The organism is Kitasatospora sp. SolWspMP-SS2h (assembly GCF_003259315.1).
Classification (GTDB): domain Bacteria; phylum Actinomycetota; class Actinomycetes; order Streptomycetales; family Streptomycetaceae; genus Kitasatospora; species Kitasatospora fiedleri.
This window is the reverse complement of the sequence record NZ_QLLT01000022.1, coordinates 67,704-84,656: the sequence shown is the minus strand read 5'-3', so window position 1 is coordinate 84,656 and position 16,953 is coordinate 67,704. Positions and strand designations below refer to the sequence as shown.

General features: G+C 73.8%; 14 protein-coding genes. 11 read left to right on the top strand and 3 right to left on the bottom strand.

What is annotated here, in order from left to right:
• Window positions 1-5: 5 nt before the first annotated feature.
• The 8 genes from K353_RS25455 (at window position 6) to K353_RS25420 (ending at window position 6,503) form a co-directional block, all read left to right on the top strand.
• Window positions 6-827, top strand: coding sequence for an ABC transporter ATP-binding protein (locus tag K353_RS25455; RefSeq protein ID WP_111555870.1), 822 nt, complete (start codon window positions 6-8; stop codon window positions 825-827).
• A complete protein-coding gene (locus tag K353_RS25450; RefSeq protein WP_233533826.1) occupies window positions 824-1,330 on the top strand; it encodes a GNAT family N-acetyltransferase in 507 nt (168 codons plus the stop codon). Before K353_RS25455 ends, K353_RS25450 begins: the two co-directional genes overlap by 4 nt.
• Before the next feature lie 11 nt (window positions 1,331-1,341).
• Entirely contained in the window at window positions 1,342-2,169 is an 828-nt protein-coding gene (locus tag K353_RS25445) for a shikimate dehydrogenase (RefSeq protein WP_111555869.1), read from the top strand.
• 170 nt (window positions 2,170-2,339) lie between these two features.
• Entirely contained in the window at window positions 2,340-3,524 is a 1,185-nt protein-coding gene (gene aroC, locus K353_RS25440; protein WP_111555868.1) for a chorismate synthase, read from the top strand.
• Window positions 3,521-4,051, top strand: coding sequence for a shikimate kinase (locus tag K353_RS25435; RefSeq protein ID WP_111555867.1), 531 nt, complete (start codon window positions 3,521-3,523; stop codon window positions 4,049-4,051). The genes aroC and K353_RS25435 overlap by 4 nt, the downstream gene beginning before the upstream one ends.
• Window positions 4,044-5,138 carry a 3-dehydroquinate synthase gene (gene aroB / locus K353_RS25430; RefSeq protein WP_111555866.1) on the top strand — a complete coding sequence of 365 codons (1,095 nt, stop codon included), beginning with the start codon at window positions 4,044-4,046 and terminating at the stop codon, window positions 5,136-5,138. Before K353_RS25435 ends, aroB begins: the two co-directional genes overlap by 8 nt.
• Window positions 5,135-5,587: a type II 3-dehydroquinate dehydratase gene (gene aroQ, locus K353_RS25425; protein WP_100835262.1), complete on the top strand. Its 453-nt coding sequence runs from the start codon at window positions 5,135-5,137 to the stop codon at window positions 5,585-5,587. The genes aroB and aroQ overlap by 4 nt, the downstream gene beginning before the upstream one ends.
• A gap of 73 nt (window positions 5,588-5,660) precedes the next feature.
• A complete protein-coding gene (locus tag K353_RS25420) occupies window positions 5,661-6,503 on the top strand; it encodes an AAA family ATPase (RefSeq protein WP_233533825.1) in 843 nt (280 codons plus the stop codon).
• Between the two features lie 205 nt (window positions 6,504-6,708).
• Here K353_RS25420 and K353_RS25415 read toward each other — a convergent pair whose 3' ends face one another.
• A complete protein-coding gene (locus K353_RS25415) occupies window positions 6,709-7,611 on the bottom strand; it encodes an SDR family oxidoreductase (protein ID WP_111555865.1) in 903 nt (300 codons plus the stop codon).
• 94 nt (window positions 7,612-7,705) lie between these two features.
• Here K353_RS25415 and K353_RS25410 point away from each other — a divergent pair, with 94 nt between their 5' ends.
• Together K353_RS25410 and K353_RS25405 are read left to right on the top strand one after the other, a co-directional pair.
• Window positions 7,706-8,272: a helix-turn-helix domain-containing protein gene (locus tag K353_RS25410; RefSeq protein ID WP_111555864.1), complete on the top strand. Its 567-nt coding sequence runs from the start codon at window positions 7,706-7,708 to the stop codon at window positions 8,270-8,272.
• Between the two features lie 111 nt (window positions 8,273-8,383).
• A complete protein-coding gene (locus K353_RS25405) occupies window positions 8,384-9,190 on the top strand; it encodes an Fpg/Nei family DNA glycosylase (protein WP_111555863.1) in 807 nt (268 codons plus the stop codon).
• Window positions 9,191-9,294: 104 nt separating this feature from the next.
• Here K353_RS25405 and K353_RS25400 read toward each other — a convergent pair whose 3' ends face one another.
• Window positions 9,295-14,787 (bottom strand): DUF4011 domain-containing protein, encoded by a 5,493-nt coding sequence (locus K353_RS25400; RefSeq protein WP_111555862.1) that lies wholly within the window; start codon window positions 14,785-14,787, stop codon window positions 9,295-9,297.
• Window positions 14,788-15,105: 318 nt separating this feature from the next.
• Between K353_RS25400 and K353_RS25395 the strand changes: the two genes are divergently transcribed.
• Window positions 15,106-15,798, top strand: a complete 693-nt coding sequence (locus K353_RS25395; RefSeq protein ID WP_111555861.1) for a DUF6445 family protein — start codon at window positions 15,106-15,108, stop codon at window positions 15,796-15,798.
• 279 nt (window positions 15,799-16,077) lie between these two features.
• Here the strand turns inward: K353_RS25395 and K353_RS25390 are convergent, their stop codons facing one another.
• Window positions 16,078-16,923 (bottom strand): DMT family transporter, encoded by an 846-nt coding sequence (locus K353_RS25390; RefSeq protein ID WP_111555860.1) that lies wholly within the window; start codon window positions 16,921-16,923, stop codon window positions 16,078-16,080.
• Window positions 16,924-16,953: the final 30 nt, after the last annotated feature.

Here is a 16,953-nt window from a genome sequence, read left to right as displayed (position 1 = left end):
GGCGGATGGAGACACCGCAGACACCGCAGCCGCCCGAACCGGCCCTGCTGGAGGCCGCCGCCGTCGACGTGGTCCGGGGCGGGCAGTACCTGTTGCGGGACGTGTCGCTGACCGTCCGGGCCGGGGAGCACTGGGCGGTGCTCGGGGCGAACGGGGCCGGCAAGAGCACCCTGCTGTCGCTGCTGGGCGCGGTCGAGCACCCCACCGCGGGCACCGTGAAGGTGCTCGGCAGGCAGCTCGGCAGGGTCGACGTCCGGGAGCTGCGCGCGCACCTCGGGCACGTCAACCCGCGGCACCCGCTGCGCTCCCCGCTGACGGTGCGGCAGGTCGTGCTGACCGGCACCACGCAGACCATCGAGCCGGACCTGTGGCACAAGCCCACCGCCGAACAGCTCGACCACGCCGAGGAGTTGATCCGGACCCTGGGCGTCGCGCACCGCGCCGAGAGCCCCTGGACCACGCTCTCCCAGGGCGAGCGCGGCCGGGTCCTGATCGCCCGCGCGCTGATGCCCGAGCCCCGGCTGCTGCTGCTCGACGAGCCCGCCACCGGCCTCGACCTGACCGCCCGCGAACAGCTCCTGGAGAGCCTGGACGAGCTGCGCTCCCGCTACCCCGAGCTGGCCTCCGTGCTGGTCACCCACCACCTGGAGGAACTGCCCGGGACCACCAGCCACGCCCTGCTGCTGCGCGACGGCCTGACCACCGCGGCCGGCCCCGCCACCGAGGTGCTGACCACCGAGCTGGTCTCCGCGTGCTTCCGGCACCCGATCCGGATCACCCACAGCGAGGGCCGCTGGTCCGCCCGCACCCGCCGGGGCACCGAGTGACCACCGCCCCGCCCGCCTGGACGCTGCGCCCCGCCACCGCCGCCGACCTGGAGCCGCTGGCCGAGCTGCGGGCCGGGGCGATGCGCCCCGACCTGGAACGGCTGGGCCGCTACGACGAGCACGGCGTCCGGCAGCGGCTGCGCGACGCGTACCGGCCGCGGCACACCTCGGTGGTCGAGGTGCCCGGCTTCCCGTCGCCCGCCGGGTGCCTGGCGCTCGCCCCCGACGAGCGGCCCGGCACCCTGCTGTTGGAGCACTTCTACCTCGACCCGGCGCTGCACGGCCGCGGCCTGGGCACCGCCGTGCTGCGCGACGCGCTGGAGCGGGCCGACGCGGCCGGTCTGGCCGTCCGGCTGAACGTGCTGCGGGGCAGCCCCGCCCGGCGGCTGTACGAGCGGCACGGCTTCGTGCCGGAGTCCGAGGGGCCGGTCGACGTCTTCCTGCACCGCCCCGCCGCCACCGCCGCTTCCTGCACCACCCGTACCACCAGCACCACTCCCTGAAAGGCCGCTTCGTGACCACCCCGCACCGCGCCGCCGTGCTCGGCTCGCCGATCGCCCACTCGCTCTCCCCGCTCCTGCACACGGCCGGGTACGCCGCGCTCGGGCTGACCGACTGGCGGTACGGCCGGTACGAGGTCGACGAGCCGGCGCTGGCGGCGTTCGTCACCGGCCTCGACCCCGCCGAGTGGGCCGGCCTGTCGCTGACCATGCCGCTCAAGCGGGCGATTCGGCCGCTGCTGGACACCGTCAGCGACACCGCTCGGGCGGTGGACGCCGTCAACACCGTGGTGATCGACCGCGACGGGCGGCGGCACGGCGACAACACCGACGTCCCCGGCCTGGTCAACGCGCTGCGCGAGCACGGCGTCGAGCGGGTCGGGTCGGCCGCGGTGCTGGGTGCCGGGGCCACCGCCTCCTCGGCGCTGGCCGCGCTGGCCCAGGTCTGCGACGGCGAGGTCACCGCGTACGTGCGCAGCGCCGCCCGGGCCGCCGAGATGCGGGAGCTGGGGGAGCGGCTGGGCGTGGTGGTGCGCACCGCCGACTGGGCGGACGCCGCGCGGGCGCTGGCCGGGCCGCTGACGGTCTCCACCACGCCGGTCGGGGCGACCGACTGCTTCGCGGCGCAGCTGACGGCGGCGCCCGGCGTGCTGTTCGACGTGCTGTACCACCCGTGGCCGACCGCGCTGGCCGCGGCCTGCCTGGAGCGCGGCGGCACCGTGCTGGGCGGGCTGGACCTGCTGGTGCACCAGGCGGGGCTCCAGTTCGAGCGGTTCACGGGCGTGCCGCACGGCCCGCTGGCGGCGATGCGGAAGGCGGGCGAGACCGCGCTCGCCGGGTGACGGACCCGCTCGGTTCCGGACGTTCGCTGTCCGCCACCCGGACCGTGGCCCCGGTGACCTGCGGGACGTGAAAGGATCGGAGTTCGCCCGCCGTGTTCCTGCGGCCGGGCAGGACGAGACGCCGGGCCGGCCGCCGTTCACGGCGCGGGCCGCTGACGAAGGAGCTTTCGGTGGGTAGCTTGCGCTGGCTCACGGCGGGGGAGTCGCACGGCCCCGCTCTGGTCGCGACGCTGGAGGGCCTGCCGGCCGGGGTGCCGGTCACCACCGCGATGGTGGCCGACGCGCTGGCCCGCCGCCGGCTCGGTTACGGCCGCGGCGCGCGGATGAAGTTCGAGCAGGACCAGGTGACCTTCCTCGGCGGCGTCCGGCACGGCGAGACCATGGGCTCGCCGGTGGCGGTCATGGTCGGCAACACCGAGTGGCCGAAGTGGGAGCAGGTCATGTCGGCCGACCCGGTCGACCCCGAGGTGCTCGCGGGCCTGGCCCGCAACGAGGCGCTGACCCGGCCCCGCCCCGGCCACGCCGACCTGGCGGGCATGCAGAAGTACTCGATCGACGAGGCCCGGCCGATCCTGGAGCGCGCCAGCGCCCGGGAGACCGCGGCCCGGGTCGCGCTCGGCGCGGTCGCCCGCTCCTACCTCAAGGAGACCTGCGGCATCGAGATCGTCAGCCACGTGGTGGAGCTGGCCGCCGCCAAGGCCCCGGCCGGGGTGCTGCCGCTGCCCGCCGACGAGGCCCGCCTCGACGAGGACCCGGTGCGCTGCCTGGACGCCGACGCGTCGAAGGCGATGGTGGCCGAGATCGACCAGGCCCACAAGGACGGCGACACCCTCGGCGGCGTGGTCGAGGTGCTGGCCTACGGCGTGCCGGTCGGCCTCGGCTCGCACGTGCACTGGGACCGCCGGCTGGACGCCCGGCTGGCCGCCGCGCTGATGGGCATCCAGGCGATCAAGGGCGTCGAGGTCGGCGACGGCTTCGACCTGGCCCGGGTGCCCGGCTCGCAGGCGCACGACGAGATCGTCCCGACGCCGGACGGCGTCCGGCGAACCTCCGGCCGCTCCGGCGGCACCGAGGGCGGCCTGTCCACCGGCGAGCTGCTGCGGGTGCGGGCCGCGATGAAGCCGATCGCGACCGTCCCGCGGGCCCTGCAGACCCTGGACGTGCGCACCGGCGAGCCGGCCAAGGCGCACCACCAGCGCTCCGACGTGTGCGCCGTCCCGGCGGCCGGCATCGTCGCCGAGGCGATGGTGGCGCTGGTGCTGGCGGACGCGGTGGCGGAGAAGTTCGGCGGCGACAACGTCTCCGAGACCCGCCGCAACGTCCGGTCCTACCTCGACAACCTGATCGTCCGATGAGCGCACCGGCCACACCCGCGGTGGTGCTGGTCGGCCCGCCCGGCAGCGGCAAGTCCACCGTCGGACGGGTCCTCGCCGACCGCCTCGGCCTGCCGTTCCGCGACACCGACACCGATGTCGAGCGGGCCGCGGGCAAGCCCATCCCGGAGATCTTCCTCGACGAGGGCGAGCCGCACTTCCGGCAGCTGGAGCGGGCCGCCGTCCGGGCCGCCGTCACCGGCTTCCCCGGTGTCCTCGCGCTCGGCGGCGGCGCGGTCATGGCCGAGGAGACCCGGGCGCTGCTCGCCCCGCTGCCCGTGGTGTTCCTGGAGGTGCCGCTCGCCGACGCGGTCAGGCGGGTCGGCCTGGACGCCCCCCGCCCGCTGCTCGCGGTCAACCCGCGGGCCCGCTGGCGCGAGCTGATGGAGGCCCGCCGCCCGCTCTACCTGGAGGTCGCCACCACCGTAGCCGACACCGGGGACCGCACGCCCGAACAGGTCGCCGACGCCGTACTCGACGCACTGGAGTTGGAGAACCCCCATGTCTGACCCGGACCTCGTCCGCATCCAGGTCGCGGGCAGCGACGGCCACGCCCCCTACGAGGTGCTGATCGGCCACCAGCTGCTCGGCGAACTCGCCCCGCTGATCGGCCCGAAGGCCAAGCGGGTCGCCGTCATCCACCCGGAGGCCCTGGAGGCCACCGGCGAGGCGGTCCGCGCGGACCTCGCCGACCAGGGCTACGAGGCGATCGCCCTCCAGGTGCCGAACGCCGAGGACGCCAAGAGCGCCGAGGTCGCCGCGTACTGCTGGTCGGTGCTCGGCCAGACCGGCTTCACCCGCAGCGACGTGGTGGTCGGCCTCGGCGGCGGCGCCACCACCGACCTGGCGGGCTTCGTCGCGGCGACCTGGCTGCGCGGGGTGCGCTGGATCTCGGTGCCCACCACGCTGCTCGGCATGGTCGACGCGGCCGTCGGCGGCAAGACCGGCATCAACATCGCCGAGGGCAAGAACATGGTCGGCGCCTTCCACCCGCCCGCGGGCGTGCTGGCCGACCTCGACACCCTGGAGACGCTCGGCAAGCACGACTACGTCTCCGGCCTGGCCGAGGTGATCAAGGCCGGCTTCATCGCCGACCCGGTCATCCTCGACCTGATCGAGGCCGACCCGGAGGCCGCCACCACCCCGGCCGGGCCGCACACCCTGGAGCTGATCCGCCGGGCCATCCAGGTCAAGGCCGACGTGGTCTCCGGCGACCTCAAGGAGTCCGGCCGCCGCGAGATCCTCAACTACGGCCACACCCTGGGCCACGCCATCGAGCGCAACGAGCGCTACAAGTGGCGGCACGGCGCGGCGATCTCCATCGGCATGGTCTTCGCCGCCGAACTCGGCCGCCTGGCCGGGCGGTTGGACGACGCCACCGCCGACCGCCACCGCACCGTGCTGGCCTCGGTCGGCCTGCCGCTGACCTACCGCGCGGACGCCTGGCCGAAGCTGCTGGACGCCATGAAGATCGACAAGAAGTCGCGCGGCGACCTGCTGCGCTTCGTCGTCCTGGACGGCCTGGCCAAGACCTCCATCCTGGAGGGCCCGGACCCGTCCGTGCTGGTCGCCGCCTACGGGGAGGTCTCCGGATGAGCACGCCCGCCACCCGCGTCCTGGTCCTCAACGGCCCCAACCTGGGCCGGCTCGGCTCCCGCGAACCCGACGTGTACGGCTCCACCTCGTACGCGGGCCTGGTCGAGCGCTGCACCGCGCTCGGCGCCGAACTGGGCCTGTCGGTGGAGGTCCGGGAGACCAACTCCGAGGCGGAGATGGTCGGTTGGCTGCACGAGGCGGCGGACGCGAAGACCCCCGTGGTGATCAACCCGGGCGCCTTCACCCACTACTCGTACGCGATGCGCGACGCCGCCGCCCAGCGCACCGCCCCGCTGGTCGAGGTGCACATCTCCAACCCGTACACCCGCGAGACCTTCCGGCACACCTCGGTCATCGCCGCCGTCGCCTCCGGCACCATCGCCGGCTTCGGCCTCGGCTCCTACGAGCTCGCCCTGCGCGCCCTCGCCGAGCAGCTCACCGGCCGCTGACGCACGCCGGGCCCGGTGGCGGACTTGTGCCCGCCACCGGGCCGACGTGTACATTCGGCGCAGGGAGGTGACGGTGAGCCAGTACGCGCAGAACCAGCACGCGGGGGGCCAGGTGCCACCACGACCTGCGGTGTCCCCGCAGCCGACGGGCCCTCAGCCGCCGTACCCCGCACCGGCCCTGCCCGGCGCCACCCAGGCGATCCCCACCCTGGGGCCGGCCGCGCCCCGGCCGGACCGCCCGACCGTCCCGCTGAAGGCCGTCGGCCCGGTCGCGCCCGGCGGCACCGGCCACTTCCTGCTCCCGACCGGAGGCACCGTCCAACTGCCCGCCCCGCCACCGCAGCAGCCCGCGTTCCCCGCCCCGCTGCCCGGCCCGGTCGCCGTCCTGCTGATCGGCCCGGCCGGCGCTGGCAAGACCACCGTCGCCCGGTACTGGGCCGAACGCCGCCCCACCCCCACCGCGCACATCAGCCTCGACGACGTCCGCGAGTGGGTCCAGTCCGGCTTCGCCAACCCGCAGTCCGGCTGGAACACCGCCTCCGAGGCCCAGTACCGGCTGGCCCGCCGCACCTGCGGCTTCGCCTGCCGCAACTACCTCGCCAACGGCATCTCCTGCATCATCGACGACGCGGTCTTCCCCGACCGCCCCGCGATCGGCCTCGGCGGCTGGAAGCGCCACATCGGCCCCGGCATGATCCCCGTCGTCCTGCTCCCCGGCCTCGACCGCGTCCTCGCCCGCAACGCCGAACGCTCCGGCAACCGCCGCCTCTCCGACGACGAGGTCGCCCGCATCCACGGCCGGATGGCCGGCTGGCGCACCTCCGGCCTGCCGATCATCGACAACTCCAACCTGAGCGTCCCAGAGACCGCGGCGGCCCTGGACCGCGCGGTCCTGAGCCGGTTGCAGGCGCGCTGAGGTTCCGCCGCGCGGCGAGGGGCGGGGGCGCGTCGGGGGCCGCCGTCGGCCCGGACCGCGCGAACCTGGTCCGGTTGCACGCGCGTCGGGGTTCGCCCGGTCCTGAGTCCGCTGCACGTACGCGGGGGTTCCGCCGCGCGGCGAGGGGCGGAGGGGGGCGGAGGCGGTGGCCGCCCCGGGCGGTGCGGTCGGGGGTGGGCGGGGGTCAGCTCCCGGTGAAGTAGTGGTTCTGGTCGAGGTCGTCGAGCAGGCCCGGGTGCCGGGGCCGCCAGTCGAGCAGGGCGCGGGTGGCTTCGGAGGAGGCGGGCAGGTCGAGGGGGACGAGGCGGGCGAGGAAGCCGAAGTGGTCGGCGGCGCTCTCCTCGGGGACGGGGGCGGTGGGGACGCCGAGGCGGATGCCGATGCGTTCGGCGATCTCGCGGAAGGGGACGCCCTCGTCGTCGACGGCGTGCAGGCGGGTGCCGGCGGGGGCGTGTTCGAGGGCGAGGCGGTAGAGGTGGGCGGCGTCCAGGGTGTGGACGGAGGGCCAGCGGTTGGTGCCCTCGCCGAGGTAGCCGGAGGTGCCGGTGGCGCGGGCGATCCGGATCAGGGTGGGGACGAAGCCGTGCCGGTCGAGCGGGCTGTGGACGACCGGGGGCAGCCGGACGACGCTGGAGCGCACGCCGTCCGCCGCGGCGTCGACGATCGCCTGCTCGGCCTCGGTGCGCGGGGCGCCGGGGGCGACCAGGCTCTCCAGGGCGGGCCGGCCGGGCGTGTTGCCGCCGCCCGTCCCGCCGGTGCCGACCAGCGGCTTGCCGGTGCCCGCGAGCGCCTCGACCAGGGCCCGGACGGCCTTCAGGTCGTCGGCCATCGCGCCCGCGTAGTCGCCGTCGAGCATCGCCTCGTGCTTGAAGGCGAGGTGGACCACCCCGTCGGCGGCCGAGGCGGCGGCCCGCAGGCCGTCCAGGTCGTCGAGGTCGCCGCGGCGGACGTCCGCGCCGAGGGCGGTGAGCGCGGTGGCGGAGGCGTCGGAGCGGGCCAGGCCGGTGACTCGGTGGCCGGCGGCGAGCAGTTCGGGGACGAGGGCGGAGCCGAGGTGGCCGGTGGCTCCGGTGACGAAGACGCGCATGGGGGTGGACCTCCGAGTGATGAGACCTTGTCCCGTCACCATAACGCGCCGAGCCCCGTGATGCGACCATCTCCCGTCACGTAGACTCCGTGCCATGGCCAGATGGGACCCGAACGCGCGCGAACGGCTGGAGCGCGCGGCGCTCGAACTCTTCGTCCACCAGGGCTACGACCGCACCACCGTCGCCGAGATCGCCGAACGCGCCGGGCTGGCCAAGAGCACCTTCTTCCGGCACTTCGCCGACAAGCGCGAGGTGCTCTCCGGCGGCGACGCGCTGCTGCGCCTGCTCGCCGACGCGATCGCCGCCGCCCCGCCCGGGGCCGGCCCGCTGGAGGCCGCCGGGGCCGCCCTCGCCGCCGCCGGCGCCCACGCCTTCACCGCCGAACGCCACCCCGCCGTCCGCGAGCGCCAGCAGGTGGTCGCCGCCAACCCCGAGCTCACCGAACGCGAACTCCTCAAGCGCGAGGCCCTCGCCACCGCCCTCACCGCGGCCCTGCGCGAGCGCGGCGTCCCCGACCCGGCCGCCGTCCTCACCGCCGAACTCGCCCTGCTCGCCCTGCGCACCGCCCTCGCCCGCTGGGCGGACCGCCCGGGCCAGGACTTCACCGCCCTCGCCCTGGCCGAACTCGCCGCCCTGCGCGAGGCCGCCGCCGCCCTCTGAACCGGTCCGCCTCCTGAGCCGGGCCGCCCCCTGAGCCGGGCCGCCCGGGCTGTCCGAGCGCCCTGGGACAATGGACTCCTCACGCCACACCGACCGAGGAGTTGACCGCCGGTGCCCGAGGGGCATGTGATCCACCGCCTGGCCAGGCAGAACGACGAGCTGTTCGGGGGGCGCCCGGTGCGGGTGTCCAGCCCGCAGGGGCGCTTCGCGGAGGGGGCCGCGCTGATCGACGGGCGGGTGCTGGACGAGGCGGAGGCGCACGGCAAGCACCTGTTCCTGGGCTTCGGCGAGCACTGGCTGCACGTGCACCTGGGGCTGTACGGGAAGTACGCGTTCGGGGCGGGCGAGGCGCCCGAGCCGGTCGGGCAGGTCCGGCTGCGGATGGTCAACGACACCGGGTACGCCGACCTGCGCGGGCCGACCGCCTGCGAGCTGCTCACGCCGGAGGAGAAGGCGGCCGTCCACCACCGGCTGGGGCCGGACCCGCTGCGGGCCGGGGAGTCGGGGGAGGCGGCCTGGCGGCGGGTCTCCCGCAGCGGCAGCACGGTGGCCGCGCTGCTGATGGACCAGAAGGTGCTGGCCGGCGTCGGGAACGTGTACCGCGCCGAGGTGCTGTTCCGGCTCGGGATCAGCCCGCACCGCCCCGGGCGCGAGCTGTCCCGGGCCGAGTGGGACGCGATCTGGACGGACCTGGTGGCGCTGATGCACGACGGCGTGGCCGCGGGCCGGATCGACACCGTCCGCCCCGAGCACACCCCGGAGGCGATGGGCCGCCCGCCGCGGGTGGACGACCACGGCGGCGAGGTGTACGTGTACCGGCGGCACGACCGGCCCTGCCTGGTCTGCGGCACCCCGGTCCGCACCGAGGAGCTGGCCGCCCGGAACCTGTTCTGGTGCCCGCGCTGCCAGCGGTCCTGACGCACTCCTGACCCTGGGCTGGGGTACCCCTCGCCCGAGGGGCGTGCCGAGCCGGGTGGCGGCTCCTGTCGGAAGGCCACCCGGCGACGCGCACCGCAGTGTGGTCAGTCCCGGACGGTCAGCAGCTGCACCGTGATCCGGCGTCCGTCGTGCTCGTACTCGATACGGTTGCCGGCCATCCGGCCGTGCAGAGCCCGGCCGAGCGGTGTGAATGGGCTGAGCTTCTCGACCTCGGTGGAGTGCGGTTCCTGGGAGGTGATCTCGTACTCCTGCTGGTCCCCGCCGAAATCGATCCGTACCAGGCGGCCGGGGCACACCGTGCCCGCTATAGCTCTACGGTCGCCGGTCAGGTAGGCCTTGAGCAGGGCGGCACGCTCCTCCAGTTGCTCGGCGAGCCCGCGCTGCCTGCGCTGCTGGTCGGTACGGGCCCGGGGCCGGGAGTCGGAAACGGCCGCGTCAGAGTGCAGTTCCAGTTGTGCTCGCAACTGTTCCAACTCGTGGCGGACGCGCTGTTCGGAGGAATTCGGAAGGGCACCCTTAGCCGGGACCGAGCTGTCGGAGGACGAGGGCTTCAGTGCGGGTGCCGCCGTCGGAGAGTGCGGCGCGGACGCGGTTCGGGGGATCTCCGCAGCGACCCCGGACGGGGGAGCGGTGTCCGCGCTGCGGGCCGCAGCCCGTTCGACGGCGGTTCGTAGCCGATTCTCGGCTGCCGCCCGGTTGCGGTACCAGTCGGTGCCCCAGATCCGGTGCAGCGTCCAGCCGAGACCGGTGAGCATGGATTCGCGCAGCCGGTCCCGGTCACGGGCCGCCTTGGAGGAGTGGTACATGGCACCGTCGCACTCGACCCCGAGGGCGTAGCGTCCAGGCCATCGAGGGTCACGCACCCCCAGGTCGATGCGGTAGCCGGCGACGCCCACCTGAGGCTGGACGGTGTAGCCCCAGCCGCGTAGTACCTCCAGCACCGACTCCTCGAACGGGCTCTCGGGCAGGGCGTTGTCGTCCGCGCTGTCCTGAGCGAGTGCGGCCGGGCCGTACTTGGCGTACTTGAGGTAGCGGGCGAAGTGTTCGAAGCTCGCGCTTTCGGACGGGCGGAGGGCATCGGGCTCGAAGGAGGCGACCACCTCGACCCGGTAGCGGGCCCGGGTGACGGCGACATTGAGTCGCCGCCAGCCGTCCTTGCGGTTGATCGGTCCGAAGTTCTGGTTGAGCTTGCCGTTCTCATCGGGGCCGTAGCCGACGGACATGATGATCACGTCGCGCTCGTCGCCCTGGACCGCTTCGAGGTTCTTGACGAAGAAACCGTCCAGCCGGTCGTCGGAGAAGTGTTCGTCCAGACCGGGGTTCCGCCGGCGTTCCTGGTCGACCGCCTCCCGGATCACCTCGGCCTGGGCCTGGGAGAGCGCGACGACGCCCAGCGAACGGCCCGGGCGGGTGCGGAAGTGGTGGATGACGCGACGGGTGACCTCGGCGGCTTCGCCTGGGTTGTTGCGCGCTGCCACACCGGAGCGGTACAGGCCCTGCTCGGCTCGGAAGAAGGCCACGCCCACGTCGGGGCCCTCGGAGAACGCGCCGGGGAAGGTGGTCATCGCACCCCGGTAGAACTGGCGGTTGCTGAAGGCGATCAGGTGTTCGTGCCGGCTGCGGTAGTGCCAGCGCAACGAGAGCTCCTTGAGCATCCCGTTGCCCTTGGCCAGGGAGAGCAGCGATTCGTACCGAGGGACTTCGTCCTCGGTGTACGGGTCGTCGTCCTCCTCCTCGCCTGCGGTGAAGAAAGCGGTGGGCGGCAACTGGTTCTCGTCCCCGGCCACGATCAGGGCCTTGCCCCGGTAAACGCAGTTGATCGCGTCCTGCGGCAGGATCTGGGACGCCTCGTCGAAGATCACAACGTCGAAGGTGAGGTCCGGCGGCAGGAACCGGCTGACCGTCAGGGGGCTCATCATGAAGCAGGGTTTGACGCGCAGCGCCGCCGCTCCGGCCTCCCGGAGCAGCACGTGCACGGGCTTGTGCCGGATCTTCTTCTTGCCTTCGTGCTGGATCAGCCTCGCGCCGGGGCTGCTGAGCGCGTCGGGGCGATTCAGATCGCAGGCGCGGGCCACCCGCGTCCGGGCGTGTTCGGCGAGGGAGCGGTCGATGTCGCGGAACGCGGCGACCTTGTCGTCGCGGTCCTCGGCCCGGTTCCACACCAGTCGGGGGTCGCGCTGGATCACGCGATCCGTCCAGGAGCGCAATACGGATTTCTCCACCACCTTCGGGAAGTCCTCCGGGGTGATCCCGGCCCGGACGGCACGGGAGGTCAGATCGCCCAGGCCGGCCTTCTCCAGGGCTCCTTGGCCTCGCTGGTAAGCGGCCCACTCGTCAGGTCCGCCGTGATCGCCGTCCAGCAGCGACAGCAGCAGCTCGGCCGACGAGGTCACGGACAGCGCAGCGCGCAGTTCACGTTCACGTGACGCGTCGAACATGTCGGCCAATCTGGCGCTGGAGCGGTCCCAGAAGTCCCTGGCCTCTTCCAGCACGGGGTCGGGAAGCGCCCGATGGAGGATCCGGGCCGCCTCGGTGGGGAACACCCCATCTTCGAGTAGGCAGTTCTCCCGCAGCCTCCGCAGCCAGGCCAAGGCCTGCTCCAGCATGGTTCGTTTCGTGCCGCGGCCGGCGTACAGCACGTCGAGGAGCTCACCGTCTCCGACGGAGTGGGCGGCGAACTCCTCGTCGGCGGCCCGAGCGGTCAGCGCGGCCGTGACCGCGGCGCGTGCCCGCCCCAGGGTCAGGTCGTCGTGTCCGGACACCGTACGGACGTGCGCGAGCAACCGGGAGGCCTCCCGCAACGGTGGCAGGTGGGCGGTGCTCCAACGGACGGCATCGGCCAGGGAACCGTCCTCCAACTCGCCGGGCGCGCCCAGACGTGGCGGCAGGACCAGCGAGTCGCGCCACGCGGCGAGCGATTCGCCAGCCTGCCGGGCGGCCTCGCGGGCCGTCGGACGGGGTTCCCCGTCGTGCGCGAGCTGGGAGCGGAACGCTTCTAGGTCCAGGACCTGCGGAGCTAGTTCGGCGGCCCGTGAGGCCAGGCCGAGCGCTTTCTCCGCCGAGGCGAAATCGGTCTCCTCGCCCTGCCAGAAGTGGCCGAGGAGCTCCCCGCTCCGGCGGCCCTCGTACTCGAGCTGCTGTTGGGCCTGCTGCCAGGCGACTGCGTCCGGCAGTGCGGCGAGGACGGCCTTCGTGCATTTGGCACCCGCAGGTAGCAGGGTTCGTACGGTACGACGATCGGCCCGGCACGCGGAGGACAGGCGTGCGGTGATCGAGCGATGCACGGTGGCGAAGCGTTGGGCCACATCCACCAGCGAAGTCTCCGCCAGGACTTGCTCGGTGAACTGCCGACGGGCCTTGTCGCGGGCCGCACGCAGATCGGCGATTACGTCGGACAGCCGGTCCAGGGCGGTACGGGCCTGGGCCGCACCGGCGGGAGTGAGCCACTGCGCCGGAGGCTTCTGGGTCTGTTCCGGCAGGGACAGACCGGTCAGCTGGACCAAGCGCAGGCCCTGGGCGCAGGTCTCCGGCGCGGGGACGCCGTACACGCGTGCTGCGTTGGCGAGTTGCTGCAGTGCGCGTTCCAGGTTCCGCGCATCGGCCGTCAGCCGGTTGGTGAGGGCATCGACCTGTACGGCGGTGGCCTCGGCCAGGTCCAGGCCGGCCGGGACAAGCTCGGTCAGTGCCCGTTCCTGTGGCCCGGGTTCGGGGGAGACCGGTGCAAGGGGATCCGCGAGTTCGGCCCAGCCCGCTCCGAGCAGGTCGCGGGCCTTCCGCTCGGACGTTTCCACTGCCTCCAGCCGGCGTTCGAACATCCGGATGCCGTCGGTGATCCGGTCCGGTTCGGTCGTCAACCAGGGCAGGGGGACGGCGGGCCGACCGGCACCCAGCCGGATGGCGTTGATCAGACGCTCGACGTCGTAGAGGCCGTCCCAGCCCATGGCCTCCAGTAGCGGGCCATGTGGGGCCAAGGCTCCGCGCAGGCCAGCGAAGTCTTCCAAGGCCCTTGCCAGGGCGTTCAGTTCGCCGCCGGATTCACCGAGTCCGCGCCAGACGAACGATTCGCCTTCCACCGCGGGCCGCCAAGACCGGGAAACCCACCGCGCGCCGTCGAGGATGCCGCGCAGCAGTTCCTCGGTGAGGCCGACCGCGTCGAACTCCCGTTCCGGGGCGAGCTGCGGCAGGGAATGCAGCAACGAGACCCGGCCCAGGACGTCGTGCAGGGAGCGGTTCATGCCCTCGTGGTGCTCGTTCATCGCAGCGGCGTACCCGGAGAGTTCCCGGCGCAGCTCCTCTGCGGTGAGGAGCTCGTCCCGACGTGCAGCGGGGAAGGAGCGGCGGGGCGCGGCGAGCGCGCGGCCCAGCTCCTGTGCGACCTGCTTGCGGTTGGCGGTGTTGCTGTGCAGGGCGAGGACGTAGTCGTCCAGACCGACCTGTTCGAGGCGGTTGCGCACCACGTCCAGCGCGGCGGCCTTCTCGCTGACGAACAGGACACTGCGCCCTTGCTCGAGGAGCCCGGCGATCATGTTGGTGATGGTCTGGCTCTTGCCGGTACCGGGCGGGCCGTCCATCACGAAGCTCCTGCCGTCGATCGCGGCGGCGACGCACTGGCGCTGGGAGGAGTCCGCGTCCAGCACGAGCGGTGCTCTCTCCGGCGGTTGTTTCTGGTCTATCAGGTCGAGCGGCACCGGATCGAAGTCGAACCAGCCTGCGGTGTCGGCCGGACCGGAGCCCAGCCCCAGGGTGCGCACCAGCGGACTGCCCAGGATCCTCTGCATGTTGTCCCGCAGGTCCCGGTACATCACCTCTTTGCTGGAGTTGAAGGCATCCAGCACCACACGTTCGCTGACCTGCCACCCCGTGCGGCCCGAGACGGTCCTGCGGACCTGCTCCAACAGGCCCACGGCGTCAGTGAGGTCGATCTGTTCCGGAGCGGGCCATTCGAGGCCCATCTCCTCCATCTTGACGGCTAGCGCCGGGTTGAAGCTCGGCTCCTCGTCCCCGTTGGGTTCCAGAAGGAAGGAGTCGCCCTTCCACTTGCGCAGCCGTACCGGCACCAGCAGAAGGGGGGAGGATACGGGATCGGCGTCGGCGGCCGGCCACCACTGTAGGAAACCGACACCGAGGTGCAGGACCCACAGGCCGAAGTCGTTGTACTTCTCCTGCGCCACGGTGGCCAGGCGCTTGAGGTGCCTGTCCTGCTCGCCCTGGGTCGCCTTGGTCGTGCGGAGGGCGAGCCGGGTCCCGCCGGTGCCCGTGCGAGAGGCGGGTGTGTCGAGGGGGCGGCCTCCGGTCGGCTTCGTGAGCGGGGGGTCGGAGTATCCGAACAGCTCGACCGATGTCCCGGCATCCGGGCTCGTCTCCGGTACCGGGGCGAACAGGCAGCCCTTGGGCAGCGCTTCCAGCACCCGCGCCAGTTCCGGGGCAGCGATGTCCGTGCCCGCCTGTCTGCCGCCGCGACGGTAGTGCACCAGCCGGTTGCGAAAGCCCAGGTCGATCAGGGACTTCTGCCAGGACTCCAGGAGCGGCTCCAGGGGGTCGGTGGCGCTGCGCTGTCCGGAGCGGCGGTGAACCATGCAGATGACTCCGTTCAAACCTGTCAGACCGTGTGAATGTCGTGCGGATTGGGTGGGGGCAGCATAGTGCGCTCGTCTGGTTGCGCAGGGTGTGTTCGGTGGTTCTTGCCGCAATCGGAATCGTCGCGGCCGGACGCTTGCGCGGCTGGTGCTCGTCTGCCGTTCGCCCCATCGACAGGAGCGCGATTTCGGCGCACCAGGTGGTGCCGGTGTGCCCGCGCTGCCAGCGGTCCTGACGCCGCGTCACGGGCAAGCCTTGACGCAAGGTTGACCGGGCCTTGGGCGAGGCCCCGGCAGGCCGCTCCTATGGTCGGGTCCATGCCAGCTCTCCCGTTCCAGGACCGGCGCCCCACCCCGGCACTCCCGGTCCTGCCGTACCGCAAGCCCACCCGCGGCCGTGACTACTGGGTCCTGGACGACGTCCTCCCGGACCCGGACGCGGTGCGCGCCCGGCACCTGGCGCGCACCGACTGGGACGAGGGCTACCCGCACAAGCCGGAGTCCTGGCCGGGCCTGCGGGCCATGCCCGGCCTGGAGCCGGCGGAACTGGCGCGGGTCGAGGAACTGGTCCGGGAGGCCACCGGCGCGCCGCGGATCTGGGCGCTGGACGAGGCCGAGGGCGGCACCTTCAACCACAACTGCGTGCAGGTGGTGGGCGCCGGGGAGTGCGAGCCGCGCCCGCACACCGACTCCCGCTCGCTGTGCCGCTACGCCGCCGTGCTGTACCTCAACCCGGCCGTCCCCAAGCGCTGCGGCACCAGCTTCTACCGGCAGAGCCTGCCCGGCGGCCGGCTCGGCGGCAACAGCGTGGTCGCCCCGCACAACAACCTGGTGGACGCGCTGGGCACCCGCTTCGTCCCGCCGGACTCCTTCACCGAGGACCTGGCCGTCCCGCACCGCTACAACCGGCTGCTGCTCTACACCGCCAACCTGATCCACACCGCGACCGAGTACCACGGGACGGCGCTGGAGGAGAAGCGGATGACCTGCGTCTTCTTCTGGATGGCCTGACCCGCGCTCGGTACGCCGCCGATCGGGACCCGCGCTCGGCACGCCGCCGGCCGGGCGCGGTCCGCGCCACCCCGGCCCGGGCGCCGCACCGGGCCACCCGCTCGACCGGCCGCCCCGGGCGGACGGTCCCGGTCGGCCCGGTGCTCGGCCCGGACGGCGTCGGCTCCGTGATCGCCGGCCCGCTCGTGGTGGTCCGGGCCGCCGCGACCGGCTGCCGGCGGATCGCCGAGCGCTCCCGGACGTTCGGCGGCCCGGGGGCGGGCGCGTCCTGGCGGCGCGTCAGCCGGTGGCCAGGATCAGCGTCCCGGCCACCGCGAGGCCCGCGCCCACCACCTGCACCCGCAGCAGCCGCTCCTTCAGCAGGCCGCGCGCCATCAGCGCGGTGACCACCGGGTAGAGCGAGGCCAGCACGGCCGCCACCGCCACCGACCCCAGGTGCGAGGCGGCCGCGTACAGGCCGTTCGCGGCCACGTCGGCCACCCCGACGGCGGTCAGCGCGGGCAGCGACCGGGCGCCCGCCGACAGTCCGAGGGGCCGCCGGCGGGCCGCGGCGGCCAGCATCCCGGCGCCGACCACCGCGTTGGTCAGCCGCTGCACGCACAGCGTCAGCAGCAGGGCGCCGCCCGCACTGGCGTGCGCGACCAGGGCCAGCACCGCCCCGAAGGCGAACGCCGCGCCCAGGGCGAGTGTCAGCACCCGCCGGCCGACCGCGGGCCCGCCGCGCTGCGGGCCGCCCGCCAGGGCGACCCCGACGACGGCCACCGCGATGCCCAACCCCTGGACGGCGCCCGGCCGTTCGCCGAGGAACAGGCCGACGCCGATCGGCACCAGCACGCCGACGGTGGCCAGCGGCGACACCACGCCCATCGGCCCGAGCGCCAGCGCCCGGTAGAACGCCAGCAGCGCGAACGGCCCGACCGCGCCCGCCGCCACCGCGTACCAGAGGGCGGGGGAGGCCCCGGACCAGCCGCCGGTGGCGGTCACCGCCGCCGCGAGCACCGCGGCGGCGGCCGACTGGGAGAGCACCACCACGGTCGGGGCGGGCACCCGCCGGGTGATCGCCCCGCCCCCGTAGTCGGCGACGCCCCAGAGCAGGCTGGCGAGCAGCGCGAACGCGGCGCTCACCGGAGGAACCGGCGGGCGGACAGCATGGTG

Coding starts and splice junctions, on each gene's coding strand:
- K353_RS25410 (WP_111555864.1), top strand. CDS start 7,706: ATGGCCAGATGGGACCCGAACGCGCGCGAACGGCTGGAGCGCGCGGCG.
- aroQ (WP_100835262.1), top strand. CDS start 5,135: ATGAGCACGCCCGCCACCCGCGTCCTGGTCCTCAACGGCCCCAACCTG.
- K353_RS25435 (WP_111555867.1), top strand. CDS start 3,521: ATGAGCGCACCGGCCACACCCGCGGTGGTGCTGGTCGGCCCGCCCGGC.
- K353_RS25395 (WP_111555861.1), top strand. CDS start 15,106: ATGCCAGCTCTCCCGTTCCAGGACCGGCGCCCCACCCCGGCACTCCCG.
- K353_RS25455 (WP_111555870.1), top strand. CDS start 6: ATGGAGACACCGCAGACACCGCAGCCGCCCGAACCGGCCCTGCTGGAG.
- K353_RS25415 (WP_111555865.1), bottom strand. CDS start 7,611: ATGCGCGTCTTCGTCACCGGAGCCACCGGCCACCTCGGCTCCGCCCTC.
- aroB (WP_111555866.1), top strand. CDS start 4,044: ATGTCTGACCCGGACCTCGTCCGCATCCAGGTCGCGGGCAGCGACGGC.
- K353_RS25400 (WP_111555862.1), bottom strand. CDS start 14,787: ATGGTTCACCGCCGCTCCGGACAGCGCAGCGCCACCGACCCCCTGGAG.